This is a genomic window from Thiohalorhabdus denitrificans (assembly GCF_001399755.1).
GTDB classification, from domain to species: Bacteria; Pseudomonadota; Gammaproteobacteria; order Thiohalorhabdales; family Thiohalorhabdaceae; genus Thiohalorhabdus; species Thiohalorhabdus denitrificans.
The window spans coordinates 274340-295240 of record NZ_LJCP01000006.1 but is presented as its reverse complement, the minus strand read 5'-3'; the positions used below and the strand labels follow the sequence as shown (position 1 = coordinate 295240).

Annotated in this window: 19 protein-coding genes; 13 read left to right on the top strand and 6 right to left on the bottom strand. The window is 71.7% G+C overall.

Going from position 1 to position 20901, the window contains the following annotated elements:
* Window positions 1-74 precede the first annotated feature (74 nt).
* From queG to queF, 7 genes are all read left to right on the top strand, one after another.
* Complete coding sequence (gene queG, locus AN478_RS02815; protein WP_054965103.1) at window positions 75-1232, top strand: tRNA epoxyqueuosine(34) reductase QueG; 1158 nt, start codon at window positions 75-77, stop codon at window positions 1230-1232.
* A gap of 51 nt (window positions 1233-1283) precedes the next feature.
* A complete protein-coding gene (locus AN478_RS02810) occupies window positions 1284-3716 on the top strand; it encodes a sensor domain-containing protein (protein ID WP_054965102.1) in 2433 nt (810 codons plus the stop codon).
* A 112-nt stretch (window positions 3717-3828) separates the two neighbouring features.
* Entirely contained in the window at window positions 3829-4524 is a 696-nt protein-coding gene (queC, locus tag AN478_RS02805; protein ID WP_054965101.1) for a 7-cyano-7-deazaguanine synthase QueC, read from the top strand.
* A gap of 4 nt (window positions 4525-4528) precedes the next feature.
* Complete coding sequence (locus AN478_RS02800; protein WP_054965100.1) at window positions 4529-5056, top strand: 6-pyruvoyl trahydropterin synthase family protein; 528 nt, start codon at window positions 4529-4531, stop codon at window positions 5054-5056.
* Window positions 5046-5762: a 7-carboxy-7-deazaguanine synthase QueE gene (gene queE, locus AN478_RS02795; protein ID WP_054965099.1), complete on the top strand. Its 717-nt coding sequence runs from the start codon at window positions 5046-5048 to the stop codon at window positions 5760-5762. The genes AN478_RS02800 and queE overlap by 11 nt, the downstream gene beginning before the upstream one ends.
* A 136-nt stretch (window positions 5763-5898) precedes the next feature.
* Window positions 5899-6516, top strand: coding sequence for an outer membrane beta-barrel protein (locus AN478_RS02790; protein ID WP_054965098.1), 618 nt, complete (start codon window positions 5899-5901; stop codon window positions 6514-6516).
* 103 nt (window positions 6517-6619) lie between these two features.
* Window positions 6620-7081 carry a preQ(1) synthase gene (gene queF, locus AN478_RS02785; protein ID WP_054965097.1) on the top strand — a complete coding sequence of 154 codons (462 nt, stop codon included), beginning with the start codon at window positions 6620-6622 and terminating at the stop codon, window positions 7079-7081.
* Between the two features lie 88 nt (window positions 7082-7169).
* Here the strand turns inward: queF and AN478_RS02780 are convergent, their stop codons facing one another.
* A complete protein-coding gene (locus AN478_RS02780) occupies window positions 7170-7361 on the bottom strand; it encodes a hypothetical protein (protein WP_054965096.1) in 192 nt (63 codons plus the stop codon).
* 202 nt (window positions 7362-7563) lie between these two features.
* On the opposite strand from AN478_RS02780, the gene nhaA reads away from it, so the two are divergent.
* The gene (gene nhaA, locus AN478_RS02775; protein ID WP_054965095.1) at window positions 7564-8955 is read left to right on the top strand and encodes a Na+/H+ antiporter NhaA; all 1392 of its coding nucleotides are present in this window, start codon (window positions 7564-7566) and stop codon (window positions 8953-8955) included.
* A 74-nt stretch (window positions 8956-9029) separates the two neighbouring features.
* Here the strand turns inward: nhaA and AN478_RS02770 are convergent, their stop codons facing one another.
* On the bottom strand, window positions 9030-10271 hold the full coding sequence (locus tag AN478_RS02770; RefSeq protein WP_054965094.1) for an MFS transporter: 1242 nt from the start codon (window positions 10269-10271) through the stop codon (window positions 9030-9032).
* A 260-nt stretch (window positions 10272-10531) separates the two neighbouring features.
* Between AN478_RS02770 and AN478_RS02765 the strand changes: the two genes are divergently transcribed.
* Window positions 10532-11263 (top strand): BPSS1780 family membrane protein, encoded by a 732-nt coding sequence (locus AN478_RS02765; protein WP_054965093.1) that lies wholly within the window; start codon window positions 10532-10534, stop codon window positions 11261-11263.
* Here the strand turns inward: AN478_RS02765 and AN478_RS02760 are convergent.
* Window positions 11218-11433, bottom strand: coding sequence for a hypothetical protein (locus AN478_RS02760; RefSeq protein WP_054965092.1), 216 nt, complete (start codon window positions 11431-11433; stop codon window positions 11218-11220). The genes AN478_RS02765 and AN478_RS02760 overlap by 46 nt on opposite strands.
* A 73-nt stretch (window positions 11434-11506) precedes the next feature.
* Here AN478_RS02760 and AN478_RS02755 point away from each other — a divergent pair, with 73 nt between their 5' ends.
* The 4 genes from AN478_RS02755 (at window position 11507) to AN478_RS02740 (ending at window position 16998) form a co-directional block, all read left to right on the top strand.
* Complete coding sequence (locus AN478_RS02755) at window positions 11507-12472, top strand: isoaspartyl peptidase/L-asparaginase family protein (RefSeq protein ID WP_054965091.1); 966 nt, start codon at window positions 11507-11509, stop codon at window positions 12470-12472.
* A gap of 653 nt (window positions 12473-13125) precedes the next feature.
* Window positions 13126-13866, top strand: coding sequence for a BPSS1780 family membrane protein (locus tag AN478_RS02750; protein WP_054965090.1), 741 nt, complete (start codon window positions 13126-13128; stop codon window positions 13864-13866).
* A 119-nt stretch (window positions 13867-13985) separates the two neighbouring features.
* Window positions 13986-15389: a hypothetical protein gene (locus AN478_RS14655; protein WP_054965089.1), complete on the top strand. Its 1404-nt coding sequence runs from the start codon at window positions 13986-13988 to the stop codon at window positions 15387-15389.
* A 145-nt stretch (window positions 15390-15534) separates the two neighbouring features.
* The gene (locus tag AN478_RS02740; RefSeq protein ID WP_143004116.1) at window positions 15535-16998 is read left to right on the top strand and encodes a tetratricopeptide repeat protein; all 1464 of its coding nucleotides are present in this window, start codon (window positions 15535-15537) and stop codon (window positions 16996-16998) included.
* Here AN478_RS02740 and AN478_RS02735 read toward each other — a convergent pair.
* The 3 genes from AN478_RS02735 to glcE form a co-directional block, all read right to left on the bottom strand.
* Complete coding sequence (locus tag AN478_RS02735; protein ID WP_054965087.1) at window positions 16995-18485, bottom strand: rhomboid family intramembrane serine protease; 1491 nt, start codon at window positions 18483-18485, stop codon at window positions 16995-16997. The genes AN478_RS02740 and AN478_RS02735 overlap by 4 nt on opposite strands.
* 114 nt (window positions 18486-18599) lie before the next feature.
* Window positions 18600-19823 carry a glycolate oxidase subunit GlcF gene (gene glcF / locus AN478_RS02730; protein ID WP_054965086.1) on the bottom strand — a complete coding sequence of 408 codons (1224 nt, stop codon included), beginning with the start codon at window positions 19821-19823 and terminating at the stop codon, window positions 18600-18602.
* 2 nt (window positions 19824-19825) lie between these two features.
* A complete protein-coding gene (glcE, locus tag AN478_RS02725; protein WP_054965085.1) occupies window positions 19826-20899 on the bottom strand; it encodes a glycolate oxidase subunit GlcE in 1074 nt (357 codons plus the stop codon).
* Window positions 20900-20901: the final 2 nt, after the last annotated feature.

Here is a 20901-nt window from a genome sequence, read left to right as displayed (position 1 = left end):
GCCGGGACAAGCAGAATGTTGGCGCGGCGGGCGGTCCAACCGTCCGCAACCATTCCCCCATCCGGGAAGCACCCATGCGCGACCCCAAGGAAAGCATCCGAGCCAAGGCCCTGGAGGTGGGATTCGACGCCGTAGGCTTCGCCCGCGCGGAGCTGTCGGCGGAGGCGCGGGCCAACCTCGCCGAGTTCCTCGGCCGGGGCCGCCACGGCGACATGGGCTGGCTGGCGCGCAACACGGACCGCCGCGGCGACCCCCGCACCCTGTGGCCGGAGGCGGCCACGGTGATCGTGCTGGGCATGAACTACGGCCCCGACCACGACCCGCTGGAGGACCTGGAGCACCGGGACACGGGCACGGTCTCCGTGTACGCCCGCGGCCGGGACTACCACGACGTGGTGAAGAAACGCCTCAAGCAGCTGGGGCGCTGGCTCATCGACCAGTGGGGCGGTGAGATCAAGGTGTTCGTGGACACGGCCCCGGTGATGGAGAAGCCGCTGGGGCAGGCCGCCGGGGTGGGCTGGCAGGGCAAGCACACCAACCTGGTGTCGCGGGCCTTCGGCTCGTGGCTGTTCCTCGGCGAGGTCTTTACCACTTTGGAGCTGGCCCCCGATGACCCGGAGGGGGATTTCTGCGGGAGCTGCCACCGCTGCCTGGACGCCTGCCCCACGAACGCCTTCCCCGCCCCGTACCAGCTCGACGCCACCCGCTGCATCTCCTACCTGACCATCGAGCACCCCGGCCACATCCCGCGGGAATTCCGCGCCGCCCTGGGCAACCGCATCTACGGCTGCGACGACTGCTTGGCGGTGTGTCCCTGGAACAAGTTCGCCTCCCGGGCCCGCAACGAGTGGCTGCAGGCCCGGGAGTCTCTGAACCGCCCCGCCCTGGCGGAGCTGGCCCGGCTGGACGACCCCGCCTTCCGCGCGCGGTTCTCCGGCTCGCCGGTCAAGCGGCTGGGCCGCGACCGCTTCGTGCGCAACGTGCTGATCGCCCTGGGCAACAGCGGCGATCCCGGGCTGGCGGAGGTGGCCGCCGGGCTCCTGGCGGACGGCTCCGCGCTGGTGCGGGCCATGGCCGTCTGGGCGCTGGGCGAGTTGGACCCCGCCCGGCTGGCCAGGGAGGCGGCCCGGCACCGCGGCGGGGAGGGGGATCCCGACGTCCGGGCGGAGTGGGACGCGGCGCTCGCCGGCCAGGAAGGGCCGGGCCCGGGGTCCCCGCAAAAGGATTCATAAGGTATAAATGAGGGGCTTACACAACGGGAACCCCGTGCCGAAAGGATCCCCATGGCCGTTTCGCTGGAGCAACTGATCGGCCCGCCGATCCTGCGCGAGACACCCCACGCGGTGGTCCTCATCGACGCGGCGCAGACCATCCGCTATTTCAACCCGGCGGCGGAGGAGATGTTCGGCCACCCCGCCGCGGCGATGGTGGGCGAGCCCCTGGACCGCCTGCTCCCCGAGGAGGCGCGGACCGCCCACCGGGAGATGGTGGCGGGCTTCGCGAGCAGCGGCGAGACCACCCGCCGCATGAGCGAGCAGATGGGGATCCAGGGGCGCCGCCGGGACGGCTCACTCTTCCCGGCCGAGGCCAGCATCGCCCGCATCGACCTTAACGGCGAGACCCATTTCGTGGCCATCCTTACCGACCTGACCAAGCGCCAGCGGCTCCAGGAGCAGCACCGCCGCCTCGCCGAGATCCTGGAGGCCACTCCCGATTTCGTGGCCATCGCCGACACCGACGGGGAGATCCTCTACCTCAACCGCTCCGCCCTGCGCCTCCTGGGGGCGCCGGAGGACGGCCCCACCCGGCACCGGAACCTGGCCAACATCCACCCCCGACGGGTGGCCCGGAAGGTACTCCGGGAGGCCCTCGACGCCGCCGACCGCACGGGATCCTGGGAGGGGGAAACCGCCCTCCTCGGCGCGGAGAACCGGGAGGTGCCCGTGCGGCAGACCATCCTGGCCCACCGCGACCGCAACGACGGCGGCCGGTACTTCTCCATCATCGCCCGCGACCTGCGCCCCTCCCTGGAGGCCCAGGAGGAGCTGCACAAGCTGTCCCGCGCGCTGGACCAGGCGGCGGACATGGTGTGGATCACCGACACCGCGGGCCGCCTGGAATACGTCAACCCGGCCTTCGAGCGCACCACCGGCTTCTCGGCGGCGGAGGCGCGGGGCCGGCGGATGGGCCAGCTGCTGCGCTCGGACCGGGACGAGCAGGCCTTCTATGCCCGGCTTCGGGAGCAATTGCGCCGGGACCGGCCCCACCGGGAGGTCCTCGTCTACCGCGCCCGCCACGGCCGCGAGATCCACATCGACGAGACCCTCTCGCCGGTGCACAACGAGGCGGGGGCGGTCACCCACTACATCGGCACCGGACGCGACGTCACCGAGCGGCTCGCCCTGGAGGAGCGGCTCCGCCGGCTGGCCTACTTCGACCCCCTCACCAGCCTGCCCAACCGCGCCCACCTGGAGGAGCGCCTGTCCCAGGCCCTGACCGTGGGGGAAGAGGGCAAGGCCCTGATCCTGCTGGACCTGGACGGCTTCAAGTACCTCAACGACACCCTTGGCCACTCGGCCGGGGACGATCTGCTGCGCCTGGTGGCGCGGCGGCTGGAGGACCAGACCGAGGACTCGGACCTGGTGGCCCGCCTGGGCGGCGACGAGTTCGTGCTGTTCCTCGACCGGCCGGTGGATGCGGAGGAGGCCGGGCGGATGGCGGAGACGGTGCTCGGCGCCCTGCGCCGCCCCTTCCAGGTGGCGGGGCATTCCTTTCCGGCCGGGGCCAGCCTGGGCATCACGCTCTTTCCGCAGGACGGGCGGGAGATCTCCTCCCTGCTGCAGCACGCGGATACCGCCATGTTCGAGGCCAAGAAGGAGGGCGGCAGCCAGTACCGCTTCTTCTCGCTGAGCCTGTCGCGCGCCGCGGCGGAGCGGTTCTACGCGGAGAAGAGCCTCCGGTGCGCCCTGGACGACGGCGGTGTCCAGGCCCATTTCCAGCCCATTTTCGACCTGGCGGAGGGCCGGGTGGTGGGGGCCGAGGCCCTGGCCCGCTGCTGGTGCCCCGACGCGGGGTGGGTCTCCCCGGCCCGGTTCATCCCCGTGGCGGAGGAGACCGGTCTCATCCACGAGGTGGGCGCGCAGGTGCTGGAGCAGGCCTGCGCGGCTTTCCGCGCCTGGTGGGACGCGGGTTTCCCCCTGGAGCGGGTGGCCGTGAATCTCTCCCCCGTGCAGCTGCACGCCGACTCCCTCCCCGCACGGATCGAGGGGGTCCTGGCCCGCCACGGCCTGGCGCCCCAGCACCTGGAGCTGGAAGTTACCGAGGAGACCCTGCTGGGGGACGACCCCGCGCCGCTCCAGCAGCTCGCCACCCTGCAGGGCATGGGGATTGCCATCGCCCTGGACGACTTCGGCACCGGCTTCTCCTCCCCCGCCTACCTCAAGCGCTTCCCGGCCAGCCGCATGAAGATCGACCGCAACTTCATCAGCGGCATCGACAGCGACCCCGACAACCAGACCATCCTGCGCTCCCTCCTGGTGCTCGCCGACGGCTTCGGCTACCGGGTCACTGCCGAGGGCGTGGAGACCCACGCCGAGGCGGACTATCTGGCCGGCCTGTTCTGCCAGGAGGTGCAGGGCTTCCTCTTCGGCCACCCCCAGTCATCCGCCGATTTCCTGGAGACCCTGCGCCGCCTGGGCACCACCGTGGAGCACTGAGGCCTACGCCACCCCGACCTAGCGGAACCCGGGCGGGCCTGTGCGATAATTCCTGAACCTTGGGGAACGCAACGGCTCCAAGGGGATGCCCCCCACACGAGGAACTGGACGCATGCCCACCCTGGTGGTCTGCTCGGGCGGACTGGACTCGGTAACCCTGGCGGAGCAGGTGGCCGCCGAGGGCGACCTGGCCGGCCTGGTGACCTTCGACTACGGCCAGCGCCACCGCAAGGAGCTGGAATTCGCCCGGCGCGCCGCCGAGCGCCTGGGGGTGGGCCACGACGTGGTGGACCTCGCCGCCCTGGGCCGCCACCTGTCCGGTTCGGCGCTCACCGACGCGGTGGACGTCCCGGAAGGCCACTACGCCGCCGACAACATGGCCGTAACCGTGGTGCCCAACCGCAACCCGATCCTGTTCACCATCGCCTTCGGCATCGCCAACGCGCGCGGTTGGGACCGGGTGGCGGCGGCCGTCCACGGCGGCGACCACTTCGTCTACCCGGACTGCCGGCCGGAGTTCGTGGACGCCTTCGCCGAGATGGAGCGCCGCGCCCTGGCGGGGATGGGGGAGGTGGCCTTCCACACCCCCTACGTGGAGCGCTCCAAGGCGGACATCGTCGCCGCGGGGGCGGGGCTGGGGGTCCCCTTCGCCGAGACCTGGTCGTGCTACCAGGGCGGGGAGGTCCACTGCGGGCGCTGCGGCACCTGCGTGGAGCGCCGCGAGGCCTTCCACCTGGCGGGGGTGGCCGACCCCACCGCCTACGCCGACCCCGACTACTGGCGCCACGCCGTGCGCGAGAAGGCCTGAAGCCATGTTCACCCTCGCCTTCACCCGCCGCTACAGCATGAGCCACAGGCTCCTGTCCCTCTACAACGGCCCCTGCGGGGTGCCGCACGGCCACAACGAGCACGTCACCGTGCGCCTGCAGGCCCGCCACCCGGAGCCGCTGGACGGCGAGGCCAATCTGGTCACCCCCTTCCACGCCGCCAAGAAACGCTGGCATGCCTGGATCGACGAACGGGTGGACCATGCCCTGCAGCTCTCCGACCGCGACCCGCTGCTCACCTATTTCCAGGCGCAGGAGCCCGCGCTGCTCGACCGCATCCTGGTGACCCCGGGCGACCCCTCCACCGAGGCCCTGGCGGCCTGCTTCATGGCCAAGGTGAACGCCTTCCTCGCCGAGCAGGGCGGCGATCTGCGCTGCGTGGAGGTGACCATCGAGGAAACCCCCACCAACACGGTGACCTTCGACGGCGACCCGGAGCTGGTCCTGCCCGGCGTTCGCTTCCCCGACCCGCCCTGGTGGCGGCGTCCCGACGGCAGCATCAATGACCTCTGACCGCGAAGAGCGCCTGCGCATCTCCGAGATTTTCGGCCCCACGGTGCAGGGCGAGGGCCGTCATATCGGCGAGCCCACGGTGTTCGTGCGCACCGGAGGTTGTGATTACCGGTGCCGTTGGTGCGACACGCTGTTCGCGGTGCTGCCGGAGCACCGCGGGGAGTGGGCCCCCATGGATCCCGAAGAGGTGCTCGCCGAGGTGGACCGCCTCGCCGGCGAGCCCATCCTGGTGAGCCTGTCCGGGGGCAATCCCGCCCTGCAGCCGCTCGGCGGGCTGATCGCGGCCGGCCACGAGCGCGGCCACAGCTTCACCCTGGAGACCCAGGGCTCGGTGGCCGCCGCGTGGTTTGCGGCCCTGGACAGCCTGACCCTCTCCCCCAAGGGACCCTCCAGCGGCCACATCACCCGCCTCGCCGAGCTGGAGGCCTGCCTCGACGCCGCGGGGGAGGGACCGGAGACCACCTTCAAGGTGGTGGTCTTCGACGAGGCCGACTACGGCTACGCCCGCGAGCTGGCCGCCAACTACCCGGGCCATCCCTTCTACCTCCAGGTGGGCAACCCCGAGCCCGTGGGGGAGCCCGATCCCGCCGACCTGATGGCTCGCTACCGCTGGCTGGTGGAGCGGGTCACGAACGACCGCTGGTACGCCGCCACCGTGCTCCCGCAGCTGCACGTGCTGGCTTGGGGCAACCAGCGGGGCGTGTAGCGCCCTCCGCCCCCGAACCATACCTCTCAGGAATAGGGGTCGCCCCCGCCACCCGCAGGAGCGCTCCCGATTGGTCCCTCCCTCCGCCGCGCCTACAGTGGTGCGAATCTTCGGACCCATGCGAGAGGGGGGAGCCATGCGCACCCATTACCGCGTTTTCGGTCTGGGGGCCGCCTTGCTGCTGGCCCCCGGAGCAGTGGCCGCCCAGGGATCCAACCCCGCGCCGGGCTGGCAGGGGTTCTACCTGGGCGGGGGCGTGGGCGATTTCCAGTACGAGGAAGAGGGCGAGGTGCAGGACGTCCAGTATTCCTTCGATGAATCGGATACCGCCTACAAGCTGTTCGCCGGGTACCGGTTCCTGCCCTTCCTGGGGGTTGAGCTGGCCTACGCCGACCTGGGCGAGCCCGGTGGCGGCATCGACGAGGACGTGCTCGGCGACCGCCTGGACGCGGACGCCGACGCCTGGTTCGGCTACGTGACCGGCTATTTGCCGGTGGCGGACGCCTTCGACTTCTTCGGCAAGGTAGGAGTGGCCGCCTGGGAGGTGGACACGGACCTGGATACCGGGCCCAATCAGGCCGACCTCGGCGTCTCCCATGACGGCACGGACTTCGCCTGGGGGCTGGGGGCGCAGGTGAACCTGCCGGCGAACGTCTCCATCCGGGGCGAGTACGAGCGCATCGAGCTGGGCGACGACGGCAACCGCGACCGCGACGCCTCCCTCATCAGCGCCTCGGTGCTGTTCCACTTCTGAACGCCGGGGGCGGCGGCTCGGCCTTATGGCCCGGGCCCTGGTATGATGGGGCCCGAATTCCAACCGCGGGGCGCCGCCCCGCGCTCCCGAGCCGCCGCGACCCATGCCCGATTACCACGATCTTCGCTACCTCGGCCAGACGGACTCCCCCCTGCCGGAGAGCCCGGAGCAGACTGAGCTGGAGGCCGTCCCCGACCCCCACGCGGACATCGACTACCTGGTCCGCTTCACCGTCCCCGAGTTCACCTCCCTGTGCCCGGTGACCGGGCAGCCCGATTTCGCCCACCTCGTGGTGGACTACGTCCCCGACGGGCTGATCGTGGAGAGCAAGTCGCTCAAGCTGTTCCTGGGCGCCTTCCGCAACCACGGCGCCTTCCACGAGGACTGTACCCTGCTCATCGCCAAGCGCATCCAGGCCGCCATCCAGCCCAAGTGGCTGCGCATCGGCGGCTACTGGTACCCGCGCGGGGGCATTCCCATCGACGTCTTCTACCAGACGGGGGAGCCCCCGGCCGGGGTATGGATCCCCGACCAGGGCGTGCCCCCCTACCGAGGCCGGGGCTGAGACCCGACGAAGGCCGGGACGCACGCGCCCGCCCCGGGACCACCCCGGGCCGAGATAGAGGAGGGCGCGGCTGGGCCCTAGAGGGCCCCTAGCTGGAGGCGGACTCGGGCGGCTCGGCCTTGGCGAAGCAGTAGGCGGGGAAGACGATCGCCACCAGGACCAGCGGCAGGGCGAGCTCGAAGGAGACGCTGGCGGCGATCACCAGCAGGATCGCCTCGATGACGAGCTGCACGGGAAACTGGCAGAAGACCTTGGGCTGCTTGGGTGCCGGTGGGGCCAATTGCTCCTCCTCGAGTATGGGATTCGGGAAGGCCCATACCTTAGCGGCTCGCGGCCAGCGGGTCGAGTCCCGGGCGCCCCAGCTGTGCCCGGAGGGCCGGGAAATTCCTTAAAGGAATACCCCATAGCCGACTTGCATGGAACCCGGCCACCTGCTAAACAGTGCCGCTTCTTTTCGGTCCGCACGCAACCAGGGAGCCAAGATGAAGAAAGAGGGGGACTATCAGGCCCCGCTCGAGCCCACCTTCGAGCGTATCGCCACGCCGTTCGAGGAGTTCATCCACCAGGAGAGCGCCAGCGGGCTGCTGCTCATCGCCACCACCCTCCTGGCTCTGGTGGCGGCCAACAGCGTCCTGGGGCACTTCTACCACGATCTGCTGCACATCCCCATCGCTTTCAGCATCGGCCCCTGGACCCTGGAGCACTCCCTCCACCACTGGATCAACGACGGCCTGATGGGGCTGTTCTTCTTCGTGGTGGGCCTGGAGATCAAGCGCGAGGTGCTGGTGGGCGAGCTGGCCTCGGTGCGGCAGGCCGCCGTGCCCATCGTGGCCGCCATCGGCGGCATGCTCGTTCCGGCGGGGATCTACTTCCTCATCAACCCGGAGGGCCCCATGGCGGCCGGCTGGGCCATCCCCATGGCCACCGACATCGCCTTCGCGGTGGGGATCATGGTGCTGCTGGGCTCCCGGGTGCCCAAGACCCTGCTCACCTTCCTGGTGGCCCTGGCCATCGTTGACGACCTCGGCGCGGTGGCGGTGATCGCCCTGTTCTACACCGAGGACATCGCCCTGGGCGCCCTGGGCCTGGGCGGGCTGTTCCTGGGGACGCTGGTGGCCTTCAACCTGCTGGGGATCCGCAAGCCGTGGCCCTATTTCCTGGTGGGCATCTTCCTGTGGCTGGCCATGCTGCAGTCCGGCATCCACGCCACCCTGGCCGGCATCCTCACCGCCTGGACCATCCCGGCGCGGCCCAAGTTCGACCCCCGAACCTTCAGCCGCCTGGTGCGCCAGCTCATGGACCGGTTCGACCAGAAGGTCAGCCCCGGCCGCAGCCTGATCCACAACCCCGACCAGCACGCCCTGGTGCAGACGCTGGAGAACGGCGTCCACCAGGTGGAGACCCCGCTGCAACGCCTGGAGCACCTCTTCCACCTGCCCGTGGCGCTGCTGGTGATCCCCATCTTCGCCTTCGCCAACGCGGGCATCCCGCTGCACCTGGAAGAGCTGGGCAACGTGGTGTCCGAGCCGGTGACCCTGGGCATCATCCTGGGCCTGGTGGTGGGCAAGCCCCTCGGGGTGGCCGGCGGCGCCCTGCTGGCCGCCCGCCTGGGGATCGGCGAGCTGCCCGCCGGCGTCCGCACCGCCCACGTGGTGGGGGCGGGAATGCTGAGCGGCATCGGCTTCACCATGTCCATCTTCATCGCCAACCTTGGCTTCGCCGGCATGGAGGAGACCATCGTCCTCGCCAAGACCGGCATCCTGGCGGCCTCGCTGATGGCGGGTCTGGGCGGCACGTTCTGGCTGGTCGCCGCCTCTCGGCGCGATCAGGAAGCGCTGGAGGCAGTGCCCCAAGAGGAGGGCGGAACCGCCTGACCCGGCCAGCCCCTCCGGACGCTTCCGGTCCAAGCGCCCCGCCGGTCCCCGGTGGGGCGCTTGTCGTTGGTAGCTCAGGACCCCGCGTGCGCCCCCGCCGGCCTTAGGCGCAGGGCCACCAGGACCAGGGTGATCGCCCCGGCGATATAGAGATCCAGCAGGAGCGCCAGGGCCTCCATGGGAAGGCCCCAATCGATGAGCAGGCCCGCGGCCGCGGGGGCGATGGCCGTGGAGAGCACCATGGCCGATTGCACCACCGCCCGGATGGCCCCCAGGTGCGCCACCCCGTAGAGCTCGGGCCACAGCGCGCCCAGCAGGGTGCCCGTGGCCCCCATGGAGGCTCCCATCAGCGCCAGGTACACCGGCGCCACCGCCGCCTGGTCGAAGGCGGCCAGGACCGCCAGGCCCGCGGCCATAGGCAGGAGGAACACCGGCAGCAGGCGGCGGGCCCCCACCCGGTCCACCAGGGGACCCGAAACCAGCAGCCCCAGTACATGGGTGGCGGCGAAGGCGGGGAAGCTCGAGGCCAGCCAGGAGAGGGCCCAGCCCTTGGCGTCGGCCAGATGCACCTGATGGAAAAACAACGCGGTGGCGATGAGGGGGGCCGCCAGCACCGCCGGCAGGAGCAGGTAGAAGCGGGGATCGCGCAGCACCTCGGCCCGGGTCCATTGGCCTCGGCCGTCTCCCTCCCGTTCCGGGTGTGCGGACTCCCGGGCGCTCAGCTCCCGGCGCCGTGCGCCGTGGCCCCGCAGCAGGCCCAGAAGCAGGGGCAGCGCCACCCCAACCAGGAACACCGCCGCGGCGGTCCAGGCACCCCGCCAGCCCAGGACGGCGGTCACCGAAACCGCCGCGGCCGGCAGAAGCGCCTCGCCGAGGGGCATGCCCATGCCGGCGATGCTCACGGCCTTGCCGCGCCCCGCCTCGAAATACCGGCCCATGCTGGTGAAGGCCATGTGGGTCATGAGCCCCTGGCCGGCGAAGCGCAGCAGGAACATGGCCGCCGCCAGCGCCAGGACGCCGCCGGCCGCCGCCATCAGCAGGCTGCCCGCCGCCACGCCGACCACCACCAGGGCGGCCACCAGCCGCAGGTCCAGGCGGTCCAGCTGCTGCCCGGCCCAGAGCAGGAGCACCCCGCTCGCCAGGGTGGCCGCCGAATAGACGCCGCCGAACGCGCCGTGACCGAGGTCGAAGGCGGCCCGGATTTCCCCGCCGAACAGGGAGATGAAATAGGTCTGGCCGAAGCCTGACAGGGCCACGGCCAGCAGGCCGAAGCCCAGGAAACGGCCGTTGGCGCGGACGAAGCGGAGATACTCCAAGGCGGTGCTCCCGGGGTCCGATCGGAACGGACCCGGATTGTACCGAACCCGCCCCGCCAGGACGTACCCGCGCCCGGTCCCTAAGACGGCCCTGTCCAGGGGAGCTCCCCTTTTGTCCGGAAGTCCCCATCGGGCCTTGACAGTAGGGAGGTTCCGCCGATTGACGCCGTACCGGAGCCGCCTTACGTTGCCGATAGGGGGCCGGACACGTCCGGACGACACCCCGCCGCACCACCATCCACCGGGGGAAGGAAGGCGCCATGGCCAATCATCGTGTTGCTGGGGCCCGGGGGGCCGGCTGGTACGCCGACGGCTGGTCCGCCTTCCGGTCCGCACCGGGCCCTTGGGTCCTCGCCGCGGCCGGCTACCTGCTCATCACCCTGCTCCTCAACTTCATCCCCCTGATCGGGCCCATCGCGGGGGCGGTGATCGGGCCCGGCCTGCTGGCGGGGTTCCTGCTCATGGCCCGGGCGGCCGAGGATGGCACGGACGTCCGGGCGGGCATGCTGTTCCAGGCCCTCGGCGACGCCCAGAGCCGCGGCCCACTGCTGGTGCTGGGCGCCGTGGCCCTGGCCGCCACCCTGTTGGCGGGGCTGATCCTCGTCTATACCGCTCCTGGCGAGGTGGCCCCGGGGGGCGGCATGGGGCCCGGCGGCCCCACCGAGCCCATGCCCGGCGGACCCCCGCCCATGGGGGCCCTGATCGCCACCCTCCTCGTCATGCTGGCGGTCAGCTTTGCCCTGTTCTTCGCCATTCCCCTGGTGACCTTCCGGGACCTGGACCCGGTGGCGGCCATGCGGGAGAGCTTCGGGGCCTGCCTGCGCAACCTCGGAGCCGTACTGCTCTTCCTGGTGCTCTATCTGATCCTGGGGTTCGTGGCCGTGCTGCCCATGGGACTGGGCTTCCTCCTCCTCCTGCCGGTGGGGATGGCCGCCGCTTACCGGGCCTACCGGGAGGTCTTCCCGGAACCCCCGGAGGAGTCCGCCGAATAGGCCCGGCCGGGCCGGCGCACGGGGACCAGCAGCAGGAAGGGCAGGGGCAGCGGGCCGAAGAAGAATCCCAGACCGCCCCAGAGGACGGGATTCCCGCCCCGGCGGGCGGCCCCCCGGGCCAGCAGCGCGGCGAAGGCTACCGAGACGAGCCAGATCCAGGGACTACCCATGGGAACCCCTCCCGGGGTGGCGCCGTCTACCCACCATGCACGCCGGAGGCGATACCGTCAGCGGGGGAAACCCATGTACGCCATTGTGGTTCACGGAGGCGCGGGCAGCTGGCCGCCGGAGCGAGAGCGGGAGATCACCTACGGGGTCCGCGTGGCGGCCGAGGCGGGCAGAGACCTGCTAGCGGCGGGGCACTCGGCCCTGGAGGCGGTGACCGCCGCGGTGCGCGCCCTGGAGGACGATCCCCTGTTCAACGCCGGCACCGGCTCCACCCTGAGCCTGCCGGGGAGCGTGGAGATGGACGCCGGCGTCATGTGGGGCCCGAGGTGGGCCACCGGCAACGTCGCGGCCCTGCCGCGGGTGCGCAACCCCGTCCTCGTCGCCCGGGCGGTCATGGAGCGGAGCGACCACGCCTTGCTGGCCGGTCCCGGGGCGCTGCAGTTCGCCCGGAGCCTGGGCTACGCGGACTACAACCCCGTCACCGCGGCGGCGCGCAACCGCTGGAGTCGGCTGCGCGCGCGGCTGGAGGACAGCCCCGGGGAGTTCGGGCGCCTCTCCGGGCTCCTGCGTGACCACCCCGACCTCGAGGGGGATACGGTGGGGGCGGTGGCCGTCGACGGGCAGGGCGCCCTGGCCTCGGCCACCTCCACCGGCGGGGTGGCGCTCAAGCTGCCCGGGCGGGTGGGTGACTCCCCGCTCCCCGGCAGCGGCCACTTCGCCGACGACCGCTGCGCCGTGGCCGCCACCGGGCAGGGCGAGCTCATGATGCGGCACGGCACGGCCCGAGTGACGGCCTGTCGCGTCGGCGCCGGTGAGAGCCTCCGGGAGGCCATCGCGGCGACCCTCGACGACCTGGAGCACCACCTGGGATCGGAGGTGGGGATCATCGGTGTCGACCCCGCCGGGGAGCCGATCATCGCCCACCGCACCCCCCACATGCCCCACGCGGTGGCGCGTGAGGGCACGGAGGAAATCCGCAGTGCCCTGGTGCACACCGGCCGTACCGGGGACGATCCCCCCAAGGGCCCCGCCCCGGCGTAGCCCTACCCCGGGCTGTCCTGCCAGCGGCAGCAACCGGGCGCAACCCTCTCTCCACAGGCGAGTGCTCACTCATGCGAAATCCGGGCAACATCCAGCCAATCAGGGAAATGCGTGCAAATAGCTGGTTTTAAAGAACCTTTTTTATGCCTATGAACTGTACCAAACCGCGGAGCCCCTTGGCGCGCCGGGGCTAAGCCAACCTTTCCCGGGAAATTGCACAGGGTTTTCCACAAGTGCTGTGGGAAAAACGGGTCGCCGGACTGCCCAACATCCACAAGCGAGCATTCACTCGCGTGGCAGGGGCCGCCCCGCCAGGCCCTCCGCAACGTCTCATTTAATATCCTGTTTTTATTGACTAAAAATACTGACCAGAAATTGGTCCAAAGTGCCAAAGTCCCTGCCAGGCGGTGCTTCCGAGGCAATCTCCCGCAGAACTCCACAAGGTTCTCCACAGATGCTGTGGGGAAAAACCCGTACCGGGGGAATATCCCTCCTGCTACGGGGGCGTCCTCCTGTTCGTAAGGCCCTTCCCGGCCCGGGAAGGGCCTTCTGGTGCACCCCATTGAGGGGCCAAGCTGACCTCCCGGGCGGTCCGCCCTATAATGTGCGCTCCCCGGGTCGGACGCCCTTTCCACGCATCCCCAGGAGGCCGCATGCATTCCCAACGTGTCGGAATCGGCCGGGCCTTCGCCTGGTTCGCCCAGGGCTGGAACGGATTCCGCGCCCAGCCGGGCCCCTGGATCGCCCTGTTCCTCCTCTACGTGGTCGTCGTCCTGGCCCTGAACCTCATCCCTGTCCTCGGCGGACTGGTGGCCACGCTACTGGCCCCGGCCTTCGGGGCCGGCCTGCTGCTCGCCGCGCGGGACGGCTCCCGCGGGGACCCGGTGCGGCTGGGCCACCTCTTCGAGGGGCTCACCGACGCCCGCACCCGGGGCCGCCTGCTGGGCCTGGGGGGCCTGGCCCTCGCCGCCACCTTCCTCCTGGCCGGCCTGTTCCTCGCCATGGCGGAGACCCTGCCCGAGCCGAGCGCTCCGCCGGCCCAGGGCCCCTTTTGGGCGGAAAGCGGTCTCGGGGGGCTGCTGATCCTGCTCCTCGGGCTGAGCGCTGCGGCGGCCTTCTACTTCGCCACCCCCCTGGTGGCCTTCACGGCCAGCCGCCTCCCCGGGGCCCTGGGAGCCAGCCTCCGGGCCGTCCTCCGTAACCTCCTGCCCCTGCTGCTGTTCGGTCTGGTCTACGCCGCCCTCGCGGCCGTGGCCGCCATCCCCTACGGGCTGGGCTTTCTGGTCCTCGGGCCAGTGGGGGCGGGGGCCGCCTACGCCAGCTTCACCGAGATCTTCCCCCACGCCGACCACGACCCCCGGCAGCCGGAAGAGGAAACCGCCCTGCCGGTCTGACCGGGGCACGGCCCTCCCGACACCTTCGACCCCGGATTTGGCGCCACACGGCGACAGTTGCGCAACCCCCGGCGGACCTCTAGGGTTGTCCCCTTCGGGTACCAAAGGGGGGGAGCCCGATGACCTCGACCCATTGCTCCACGCACGCCGGACAGGCGGCGGACTGGTTCTGCGCCGCCTGCGGGGTGCGTCTGTGTGAACGCTGCCTCGAGAAGACCGGCCGCCGCTGCCCGCGCTGCCACCAGCCGCCCGAGCGGCTGGGACAGGGCGCGGACTGGAACTTCCCGCCCGACCCGGGGACCGCGCTCTACCCGCTCCGGGGCTGGGCCCTGGCTTTCCTGGCGGCCTCGGGGGTACTGGGGCCGGCCATGGCCCTGCCCGTGCTGGGCATCTTTGTGGGCTTGGTCGTCACCGTGGCGGTCCTGCACTTCGGCTTTCAGGTCCTCGACCGGACGGCACGGGGAAACCCCGCCGACGCGCCCTCCTTCCTGCAGCCCCACGGACCGACCCTGGTCCGGGTGGTGGGGCTGCTGGGAGCGCTGATGGCCCACGGGGCCCTGGGGGTGGGGTCCCTGGTGGCGGTGGGTCCGCTGGCGCTCCTGCCCTGGGCCCTGGCCTGGGCGGTTCTCCTTCCCGCCACCGCCCTGGTGATCGGGCGGGAGGAAGGCCTGTTCCCGGCCATGGAGGCCGGTTTCCATCCCCTGCGCCTGGCGGCGGTCATTCGCACCATAGGCCGCCCGCTCCTGGGGACGGCGCTTACCCTCCTGCTCCTGGCGGGGGCCACGGGGCTCGCCGTCGTGCTGCTGTCAGGGCGGATCCCCCTCTGGGGCCTCCTCGCCCTGGCCACCTCCCTGGCTGCCTATTCGCTGATCTTCACCTTCCGGACGGCGGGGGAGCTGGCCGCCCCCCACCACCGGGAGCTCGGGTACGTCACCCGCCAGCGACCCAAACAGCCGGCCCGCCCCCCGAAAAAGCCCGAGCCTTCCCGCCGCGAGCGGATCACAAAGCTGGTACGGGAGGAGCGGCTCGCCGAAGCGACGGAGCTCCTGCGCGCGGAGGTCGCCGACCACCCCACCGACCTGAACCGCTGGGAGCAGCTCTACGAGGTGCTGCGTGCCCGGGAGGACGACAAACCCTTCCTGGCCGGGAGCCGGGCCTTCATCACCACCCTGCTTGGGGCGGGGCAGGAGGAACGGGCCCTGGAGGTTGCCCAGGACGCCCTCAACGTGGACGAGGCATTCCGGCCCGCCCGTCCCGAGCAGATCCGCCGCCTGGCCTTGGCCGCCCGGCGGGCGGGACGGCCCCGCCTGGCCCTGCGCCTGATGAACCGCTTCAGCCACCACCACCCCGACCATTCCGATACTCCCCTGGTCTTTCTGCTGTCCGCCCGCATCCTCCGGGAGGACTTCCGCCAGACGGAGCAGGCCCGCCAGACCCTGGACCACCTCCTCCGGCTCTTCCCGGACCACCCCGCCTCCGCCGAGGCCCGCAAGATGCTCGCCGACCTCGACCAGGCCTCCTAACCCACATACGCCGGGCGCCTCTGCCTCCGGGACACGGTCCCGGCCTACCGCGGAAGCGGGGGGCCGGATTCGTTGCGGACCGTTTTGACCGACCGTATGCTTGGTTCTGGGACAAATGTCCAAAATTGGGCATCAGGAGGGGGCCATGCAGCGCATTTCATGCAAGTACCATCCACGTACCGCCGCCCGCTGGCACTGTCCCCGCTGCGAGGTGTCTCTGTGTCCGGGATGCGTGCGCCGGCCCCCCGCCCCCCTCCAGGAAGCCCCGGATTGTCCCCTGTGCGAGCGCCCGGCGCGGTCCCTGGGCCTGGGCAACGTCATCGTGCCCTTCTGGCGGCGCCTGCCGCGCATTTTCGCCTATCCCCTGCACTCCACCCCCCTGACCTACCTGCTGGGGCTGGCTCTGCTGGCCCTGGCCACCGCCTTTCCGCTCGTGGGGCTTGCCGTGCCGCTCCTGGTGGGGCTGGCCGTACTCCAGTACAGCTTCCGGGTCCTGGCCCATACGGCGGACGGCCACATGGAGCCGCCCGCGGTCTCCGTGAGCCGGAACGAAGAGGACACCATGCCGCGGGTGCTGGCCCTGGGGGCGGTCTATGCCGCGACGTTCCTCCTCTCGGTCCTGGCCGGCGGGTACCTGGGCTTCGTCGGCTATCTCGCCGCCAGCCTGTTCTTCAGCCTCATGCTGCCGGCGAGCATCCTGTTCGTCGGCCTGGAGCAGGGTCTGCTGCGCATCCTGCTGCGGGCCCTGAACCCCGTGTCCCTGGTGGCGCTCGCCGTGCGGATCGGCCCGGCCTACCTGCTTCTGTTCCTGTTCATGCAGCTGCTGTCGGGGGCCGGTACCCAGCTGGCGGTGCTCCTCGCCGCCCTGGCCCCCTCCTGGGCCGCCCCGGCGGCCATCGCCTTCGGCTGGAGCTACATGCATCTGGTGACCTTCCACCTCCTGGGCTACGTGATCTACCAGTACCACGAGGAGCTCGGCTACGAGGTGGACGTGCGCGCCGACGAGTCGGGCGGGGAGGCGCGTCCGGCGCTGCCCGGCGGCACCGACGAGCTGTTGGGGCAGGTGGACGTGCTGCTGAAGGAGGGCGAGCTGGGGCGGGCCGAGGAGCTGCTGCGCAAGCGCATCGACCAACAGCCCACGGACCTGGAGGCCTGGCAGCGCTACTACCGGGTGCTGCAGGCGGGCGGGGACGACGGGCGCCTGGTGGAGGAGAGCAAGGACTACATCTCGGCCCTGCTGCTGGAGCGCAGGGCGGGGCCGGCCATGCGGGTGGTGGCGGAGGCCCTGGAGCGGGAACCCGGCTTTCGCCCGGCCAAGCCCGAGCAGATCCTGCCCCTGGCCCGTGCGGCCCGCGAGGGAGGGCAGCCCCACCTGGCCCTGCGGCTCATGAACGGGTTCGGGAAGGCCCACCCCGGGCACCCCGATCTGCCCGCCCTCACCATGCTCGCCGCCCGGATCCTGTCCGAGGACCTGAACCAAAACGCCAAGGCCCGTCCTCTGCTGGAGAGCGTGCTGCGCCACTTCCCCGAGGATCCCGCCGCCGCCGAGGCCCGCCACCTCCTCCGGGCCATCGGAACCCCGGAGCCGGCTTCCGGGGCCGGGTCCTAGCCGGCGGGGTCCGGGTGCCCCAGTAGCTCCTGCGCCTCCAGGGCCTCCTCGGAATCGGGAAAGCGCTCCACCAGGGCCTGGAGATACCCCCGGGCACGCTCGCGTTGCCCCTCGCGCGTCAGGGCCCGGGCCACCACCACCAGCATCCGGGGCAGGCGGGGGTGCACCCTTCCCTGCCGCAGCAGGGCGTCGACCATGGGCACCGCCTCCTCCGGGTAACCGCCGGTGGCGAAGCGGCTGGCGAGCTCCACGAACTGCCCAGGGTCGAAACGGGTCCGCGGCTTGGCCGTGGCCACGTAATCCCGGAAGGTCTCCCGCTTGAAGCGCAGGGTGGCCGGGTCGTTCTCGGGCAGCGCGAAGATCCGGTGGGCCATCTGGTGGTATTCCTCGCTGTGCGGCTGGTACCGGGCCACCGTGTAGAGCTTGGCCAGGGCCTCCCGGTGGCCCGGGCGGCGCTCGAGCAGGGCCGCGAAACAGGCCCGCGCGGCGTCCAGCTCCAGCTTGCCCAGGTGCTCCAGGCCCTGCTCAAGGTCCGCCGTATCCCGCTCCTCCTGCTCGTCGCGATCGAGGAACTCCAGGTCCACCCGCCCGGTGCCGTGCAGGACCGCCCCCAGCAGGGCCCCGCCCACCAGACCGCCGATATGGGCCACGTAGGCCACCTGGGAGACCCCGCCGAACAGCAGCTGGTAGGCCTCCAGGCCCACCCAGACGGGGAGGAGCAGGATGGCGGGCGCCCGGGCGAAGTCGAAGTAGAAGCCCAGGGAGTAGAAGAAGGGGATGCGACGCCGGCCGAACAGCACCACGTAGGCCCCCATCAGGCCGGAGATGGCCCCGGAGGCGCCCACCAGCGGCACGGCGCTGTGGCTGTACACGGCGGCGAAGGCGGCGGTGGCCAGGAGGCCGCCGAGCAGGTAGACCCCGAGGAAGAGCAGGCGGCCCACCACCGCCTCCACCACGTAGCCCACCAGCACCAGGAACACCATGTTGCCGACGAGGTGGCCGATGCCCCCGTGGAGGAACATGTGCACCAGCGCGTCCTCGGCCGCCGGCTGGGCCGGCTTGAATCCCCAGCGCTGGGCGGTCACCGCCTCCAGGCGCTCCTCGAATTCCGCGCGGGCCCGGCGCCATTCCGCGTGCCCCGGATCCTCCGGCCGCACCACCCCTCCGCCGTGCAGCCGCTCCAGGAAGCGCCCGTCGCCCTGCAGCTCCCAGAGCGCCCAGGCCCGGGCCTCCCGACCTTCCTCCACGGCCTCGCGTACCTCGCGGGCGCGGCCGTAGCGGCCCTGCTCCTTGAGGAATTCGGCGTAGCGGGGCAACTCGAGTTCCGGAAGCGGCGAGCCCAGGTAGAACTCCTGCGCCGCGTGGTATTGGCGGTGGTCGTCGGTCTGCAGCAGGAAGAACACCGCCACGTTCACGGCCACCAGCAGCAGGGTGACCACCGGCGGGTGCCGCCAGTCCGGCTTGCGGGCCAATGGCAGGAACAGCATCCCCTTCCCCCCCTTTTGATGCGGTGCCCGAGACCTTCCGGGACGGCGTCCGGACAAGGACCGGACAAGCCTTATCCTGGCAAAGATCCCATCTTTCCGCTACGTAAAGGGAGGTCAGGCGGTCGGGGGGAGGGAGGTGTCCAGCAGCTCGGCCCAGTGCCGGACGGGGACCGGGCTCGCCGCGTCCAGATGGTGCAGGCAGCCGATGTTGGCGGTGGCGATGGCCTCCGGCTCCCCCGCGCCCAGGTTGGCCAGCTTGCGATCCCGCAGGGAGGCGGCCAGCTCCGGCTGGAGGAGGGAGTAGGTGCCCGCCGACCCGCAGCAGAGGTGGGGCTCGGCCACCGGCGTCAGCTCCAGCCCGAGCCGGCGCAGGACGTCCTCCACCACGCCGTTCAGGCCCTGGGCGTGCTGGAGGGTGCAGGGGGATTGGAAGGCGACCCGGGGTGGCCGCTCCGGACGGAGGGGGGCCAGGTCCTCCGCGGCCAGAACCTCGCCGAGGTCGCGGGTCAGGGCGCTGATGCGGGCGGCGCGCTCGGCGTAGTCCGGATCGTCGCGCAGGTGGTGGGCGTATTCCCGCACCAGGGCCCCGCAGCCGCTGGCGGTCATGACCACCGCCTCGGCCCCGGCCTCGATGTGGGGCCACCAGGCGTCGATGTTGGCGCGCATGCGCTCCGCCGCCGCCTCCGGCGCGCCCAGATGCTGGTCCACGGCCCCGCAGCAGCCCGCGCCCGGCGCCGTCACCAGGGAGATGCCCAGGCGGTCCAGGATCCGGGCGGCGTGGGCGTTGATCTGCGGCGACAGGGCGGGCTGGACGCAGCCCTCCAGCACCACCATGCGCCGGGGGTGGCGGGGCTCCGGCCAGGCGGGGACCGCCGGTTTCTCGGGAACCTTGGCCTTCAGGCCGGCGGGCAGCAGCGGCCGGGCCGCCCGGCCGGCGCCCAGCAAGGGCGCGAACCGGCCCGGCTCGGGCAGCACGCGGCGCAGCAGGCCGCGGAACAGGCGCTCGCGCCAGGGGCGCCGCACCCGCTCCTCCACCAGCTCGCGGCCGATGTCCACCAGCTTGCCGTACTCCACCCCGGATGGGCAGGTGGTCTCGCAGTTGCGGCAGGTGAGGCAGCGGTCGAGGTGGCGCTGGGTGTGCCGGCTCACCTCGCCGCCCTCGAGCATGTCCTTCATCAGGTAGATGCGGCCGCGCGGGCCGTCTAGCTCGTCGCCGAGGAGCTGGTAGGTAGGGCAGGTGGCGTTGCAGAAGCCGCAGTGCACGCAGTTGCGCAGGATGCGCTCCGCCTCCGCCCCTTCCGGGGTGGCCTGCAGCTCTTGGAGCAGGTTGGTCTGCATGGCTAGAGTGCCCCGTACATCCGGCCGGGATGGAAAAGCCCATGGGGGTCCAGGGCCCGTTTGAGGTTCCTGTGGACGCTCAGCAGGGCACCGGGCAGGGGATGGAACACCTCCCCGGTGCGGTCGCCGCCGCGGAACAGGGTGGCGTGGCCGCCCGCCTCCGCCGCGGCCGCCCGCACCGCCTCGGCCGGGGCGTCGCCGCGCAGCCAACGCTGGGCGCCGCCCCAGTCGATGAGCTGGGAGCCATCGTGGTCCAGGGGCGGCGCGGCGGGTGGCACGCTCAGCCGCCACAGGGGCGCCTCGCCGGCGAAGAACTCCAGGCGCTGCTCGCGCAGGTCCGCCCAGAATTCCGGACCGCCCGCCGGCTCCTCGCCGCCGAGGCGCTCGCCGGCCTCCGCCACCGCCGCCTCGTTGCCCGCCAGGCGGACATGGAGGCGGCCGTCCAGGTGGGCGGCCCCGGTGATGGGCAGGGGCTGCCGGCCCCACCGGGCCAGCCGCGCCAGAGCCGTGCCGGCGTCCACCTCCAGCACCCGGGTGCGCTCCGCGGCCGGCCGCGGCAGGACCTTGAGGGACACCTCCAGGAGCACGCCCAGGGTACCCAGGGAGCCGACCAGGAGGCGGGAGAGGTCGTAGCCGGCCACGTTCTTCATCACCTCCCCCCCAAAGGACAGCACCTCGCCGGCTCCGTTCAGAACCTTGGCGCCGAGCACGGCATCCCGCACCGCCCCGCCCCAGGGTCGGCGGGGCCCGGCCAGTCCCGCCGCCACCATGCCGCCCACCGTGGCCTCGGCCCCGAAATGGGGGGGCTCGCAGGCCAGCTGCTGCCCGTGCTCGGCCAGGAGGGCCTCCAGCTCCGCGAGGCGCGTCCCCGCCCGCGCCGTTACCACCAGCTCCGTGGGCTCGTAGCTCACCACCCCGGAGTGACCGCTCACATTCAGGGGCCGGCCGTCCACCTCCCGGCCGTAGAATTGCTTGGTGCCGCCGCCGCGGACGGCCAGGGGCTCGCCGTCGGCGAGGGCGGCACGCACCTCCGCCTGGAGCGCTTCGGTGCGGTCGTTCTCGGGGATCTCGGGCATTT

Bases quoted from the DNA above. Each gene is read 5' to 3' on its own strand.
- queG (WP_054965103.1), top strand. From the start codon at position 75: ATGCGCGACCCCAAGGAAAGCATCCGAGCCAAGGCCCTGGAGGTGGGA.
- AN478_RS02810 (WP_054965102.1), top strand. From the start codon at position 1,284: ATGGCCGTTTCGCTGGAGCAACTGATCGGCCCGCCGATCCTGCGCGAG.
- queC (WP_054965101.1), top strand. From the start codon at position 3,829: ATGCCCACCCTGGTGGTCTGCTCGGGCGGACTGGACTCGGTAACCCTG.
- AN478_RS02800 (WP_054965100.1), top strand. From the start codon at position 4,529: ATGTTCACCCTCGCCTTCACCCGCCGCTACAGCATGAGCCACAGGCTC.
- queE (WP_054965099.1), top strand. From the start codon at position 5,046: ATGACCTCTGACCGCGAAGAGCGCCTGCGCATCTCCGAGATTTTCGGC.
- AN478_RS02790 (WP_054965098.1), top strand. From the start codon at position 5,899: ATGCGCACCCATTACCGCGTTTTCGGTCTGGGGGCCGCCTTGCTGCTG.
- queF (WP_054965097.1), top strand. From the start codon at position 6,620: ATGCCCGATTACCACGATCTTCGCTACCTCGGCCAGACGGACTCCCCC.
- nhaA (WP_054965095.1), top strand. From the start codon at position 7,564: ATGAAGAAAGAGGGGGACTATCAGGCCCCGCTCGAGCCCACCTTCGAG.
- AN478_RS02765 (WP_054965093.1), top strand. From the start codon at position 10,532: ATGGCCAATCATCGTGTTGCTGGGGCCCGGGGGGCCGGCTGGTACGCC.
- AN478_RS02760 (WP_054965092.1), bottom strand. From the start codon at position 11,433: ATGGGTAGTCCCTGGATCTGGCTCGTCTCGGTAGCCTTCGCCGCGCTG.
- AN478_RS02755 (WP_054965091.1), top strand. From the start codon at position 11,507: ATGTACGCCATTGTGGTTCACGGAGGCGCGGGCAGCTGGCCGCCGGAG.
- AN478_RS02750 (WP_054965090.1), top strand. From the start codon at position 13,126: ATGCATTCCCAACGTGTCGGAATCGGCCGGGCCTTCGCCTGGTTCGCC.
- AN478_RS14655 (WP_054965089.1), top strand. From the start codon at position 13,986: ATGACCTCGACCCATTGCTCCACGCACGCCGGACAGGCGGCGGACTGG.
- AN478_RS02740 (WP_143004116.1), top strand. From the start codon at position 15,535: ATGCAGCGCATTTCATGCAAGTACCATCCACGTACCGCCGCCCGCTGG.
- AN478_RS02735 (WP_054965087.1), bottom strand. From the start codon at position 18,485: ATGCTGTTCCTGCCATTGGCCCGCAAGCCGGACTGGCGGCACCCGCCG.
- glcF (WP_054965086.1), bottom strand. From the start codon at position 19,823: ATGCAGACCAACCTGCTCCAAGAGCTGCAGGCCACCCCGGAAGGGGCG.
- glcE (WP_054965085.1), bottom strand. From the start codon at position 20,899: ATGCCCGAGATCCCCGAGAACGACCGCACCGAAGCGCTCCAGGCGGAG.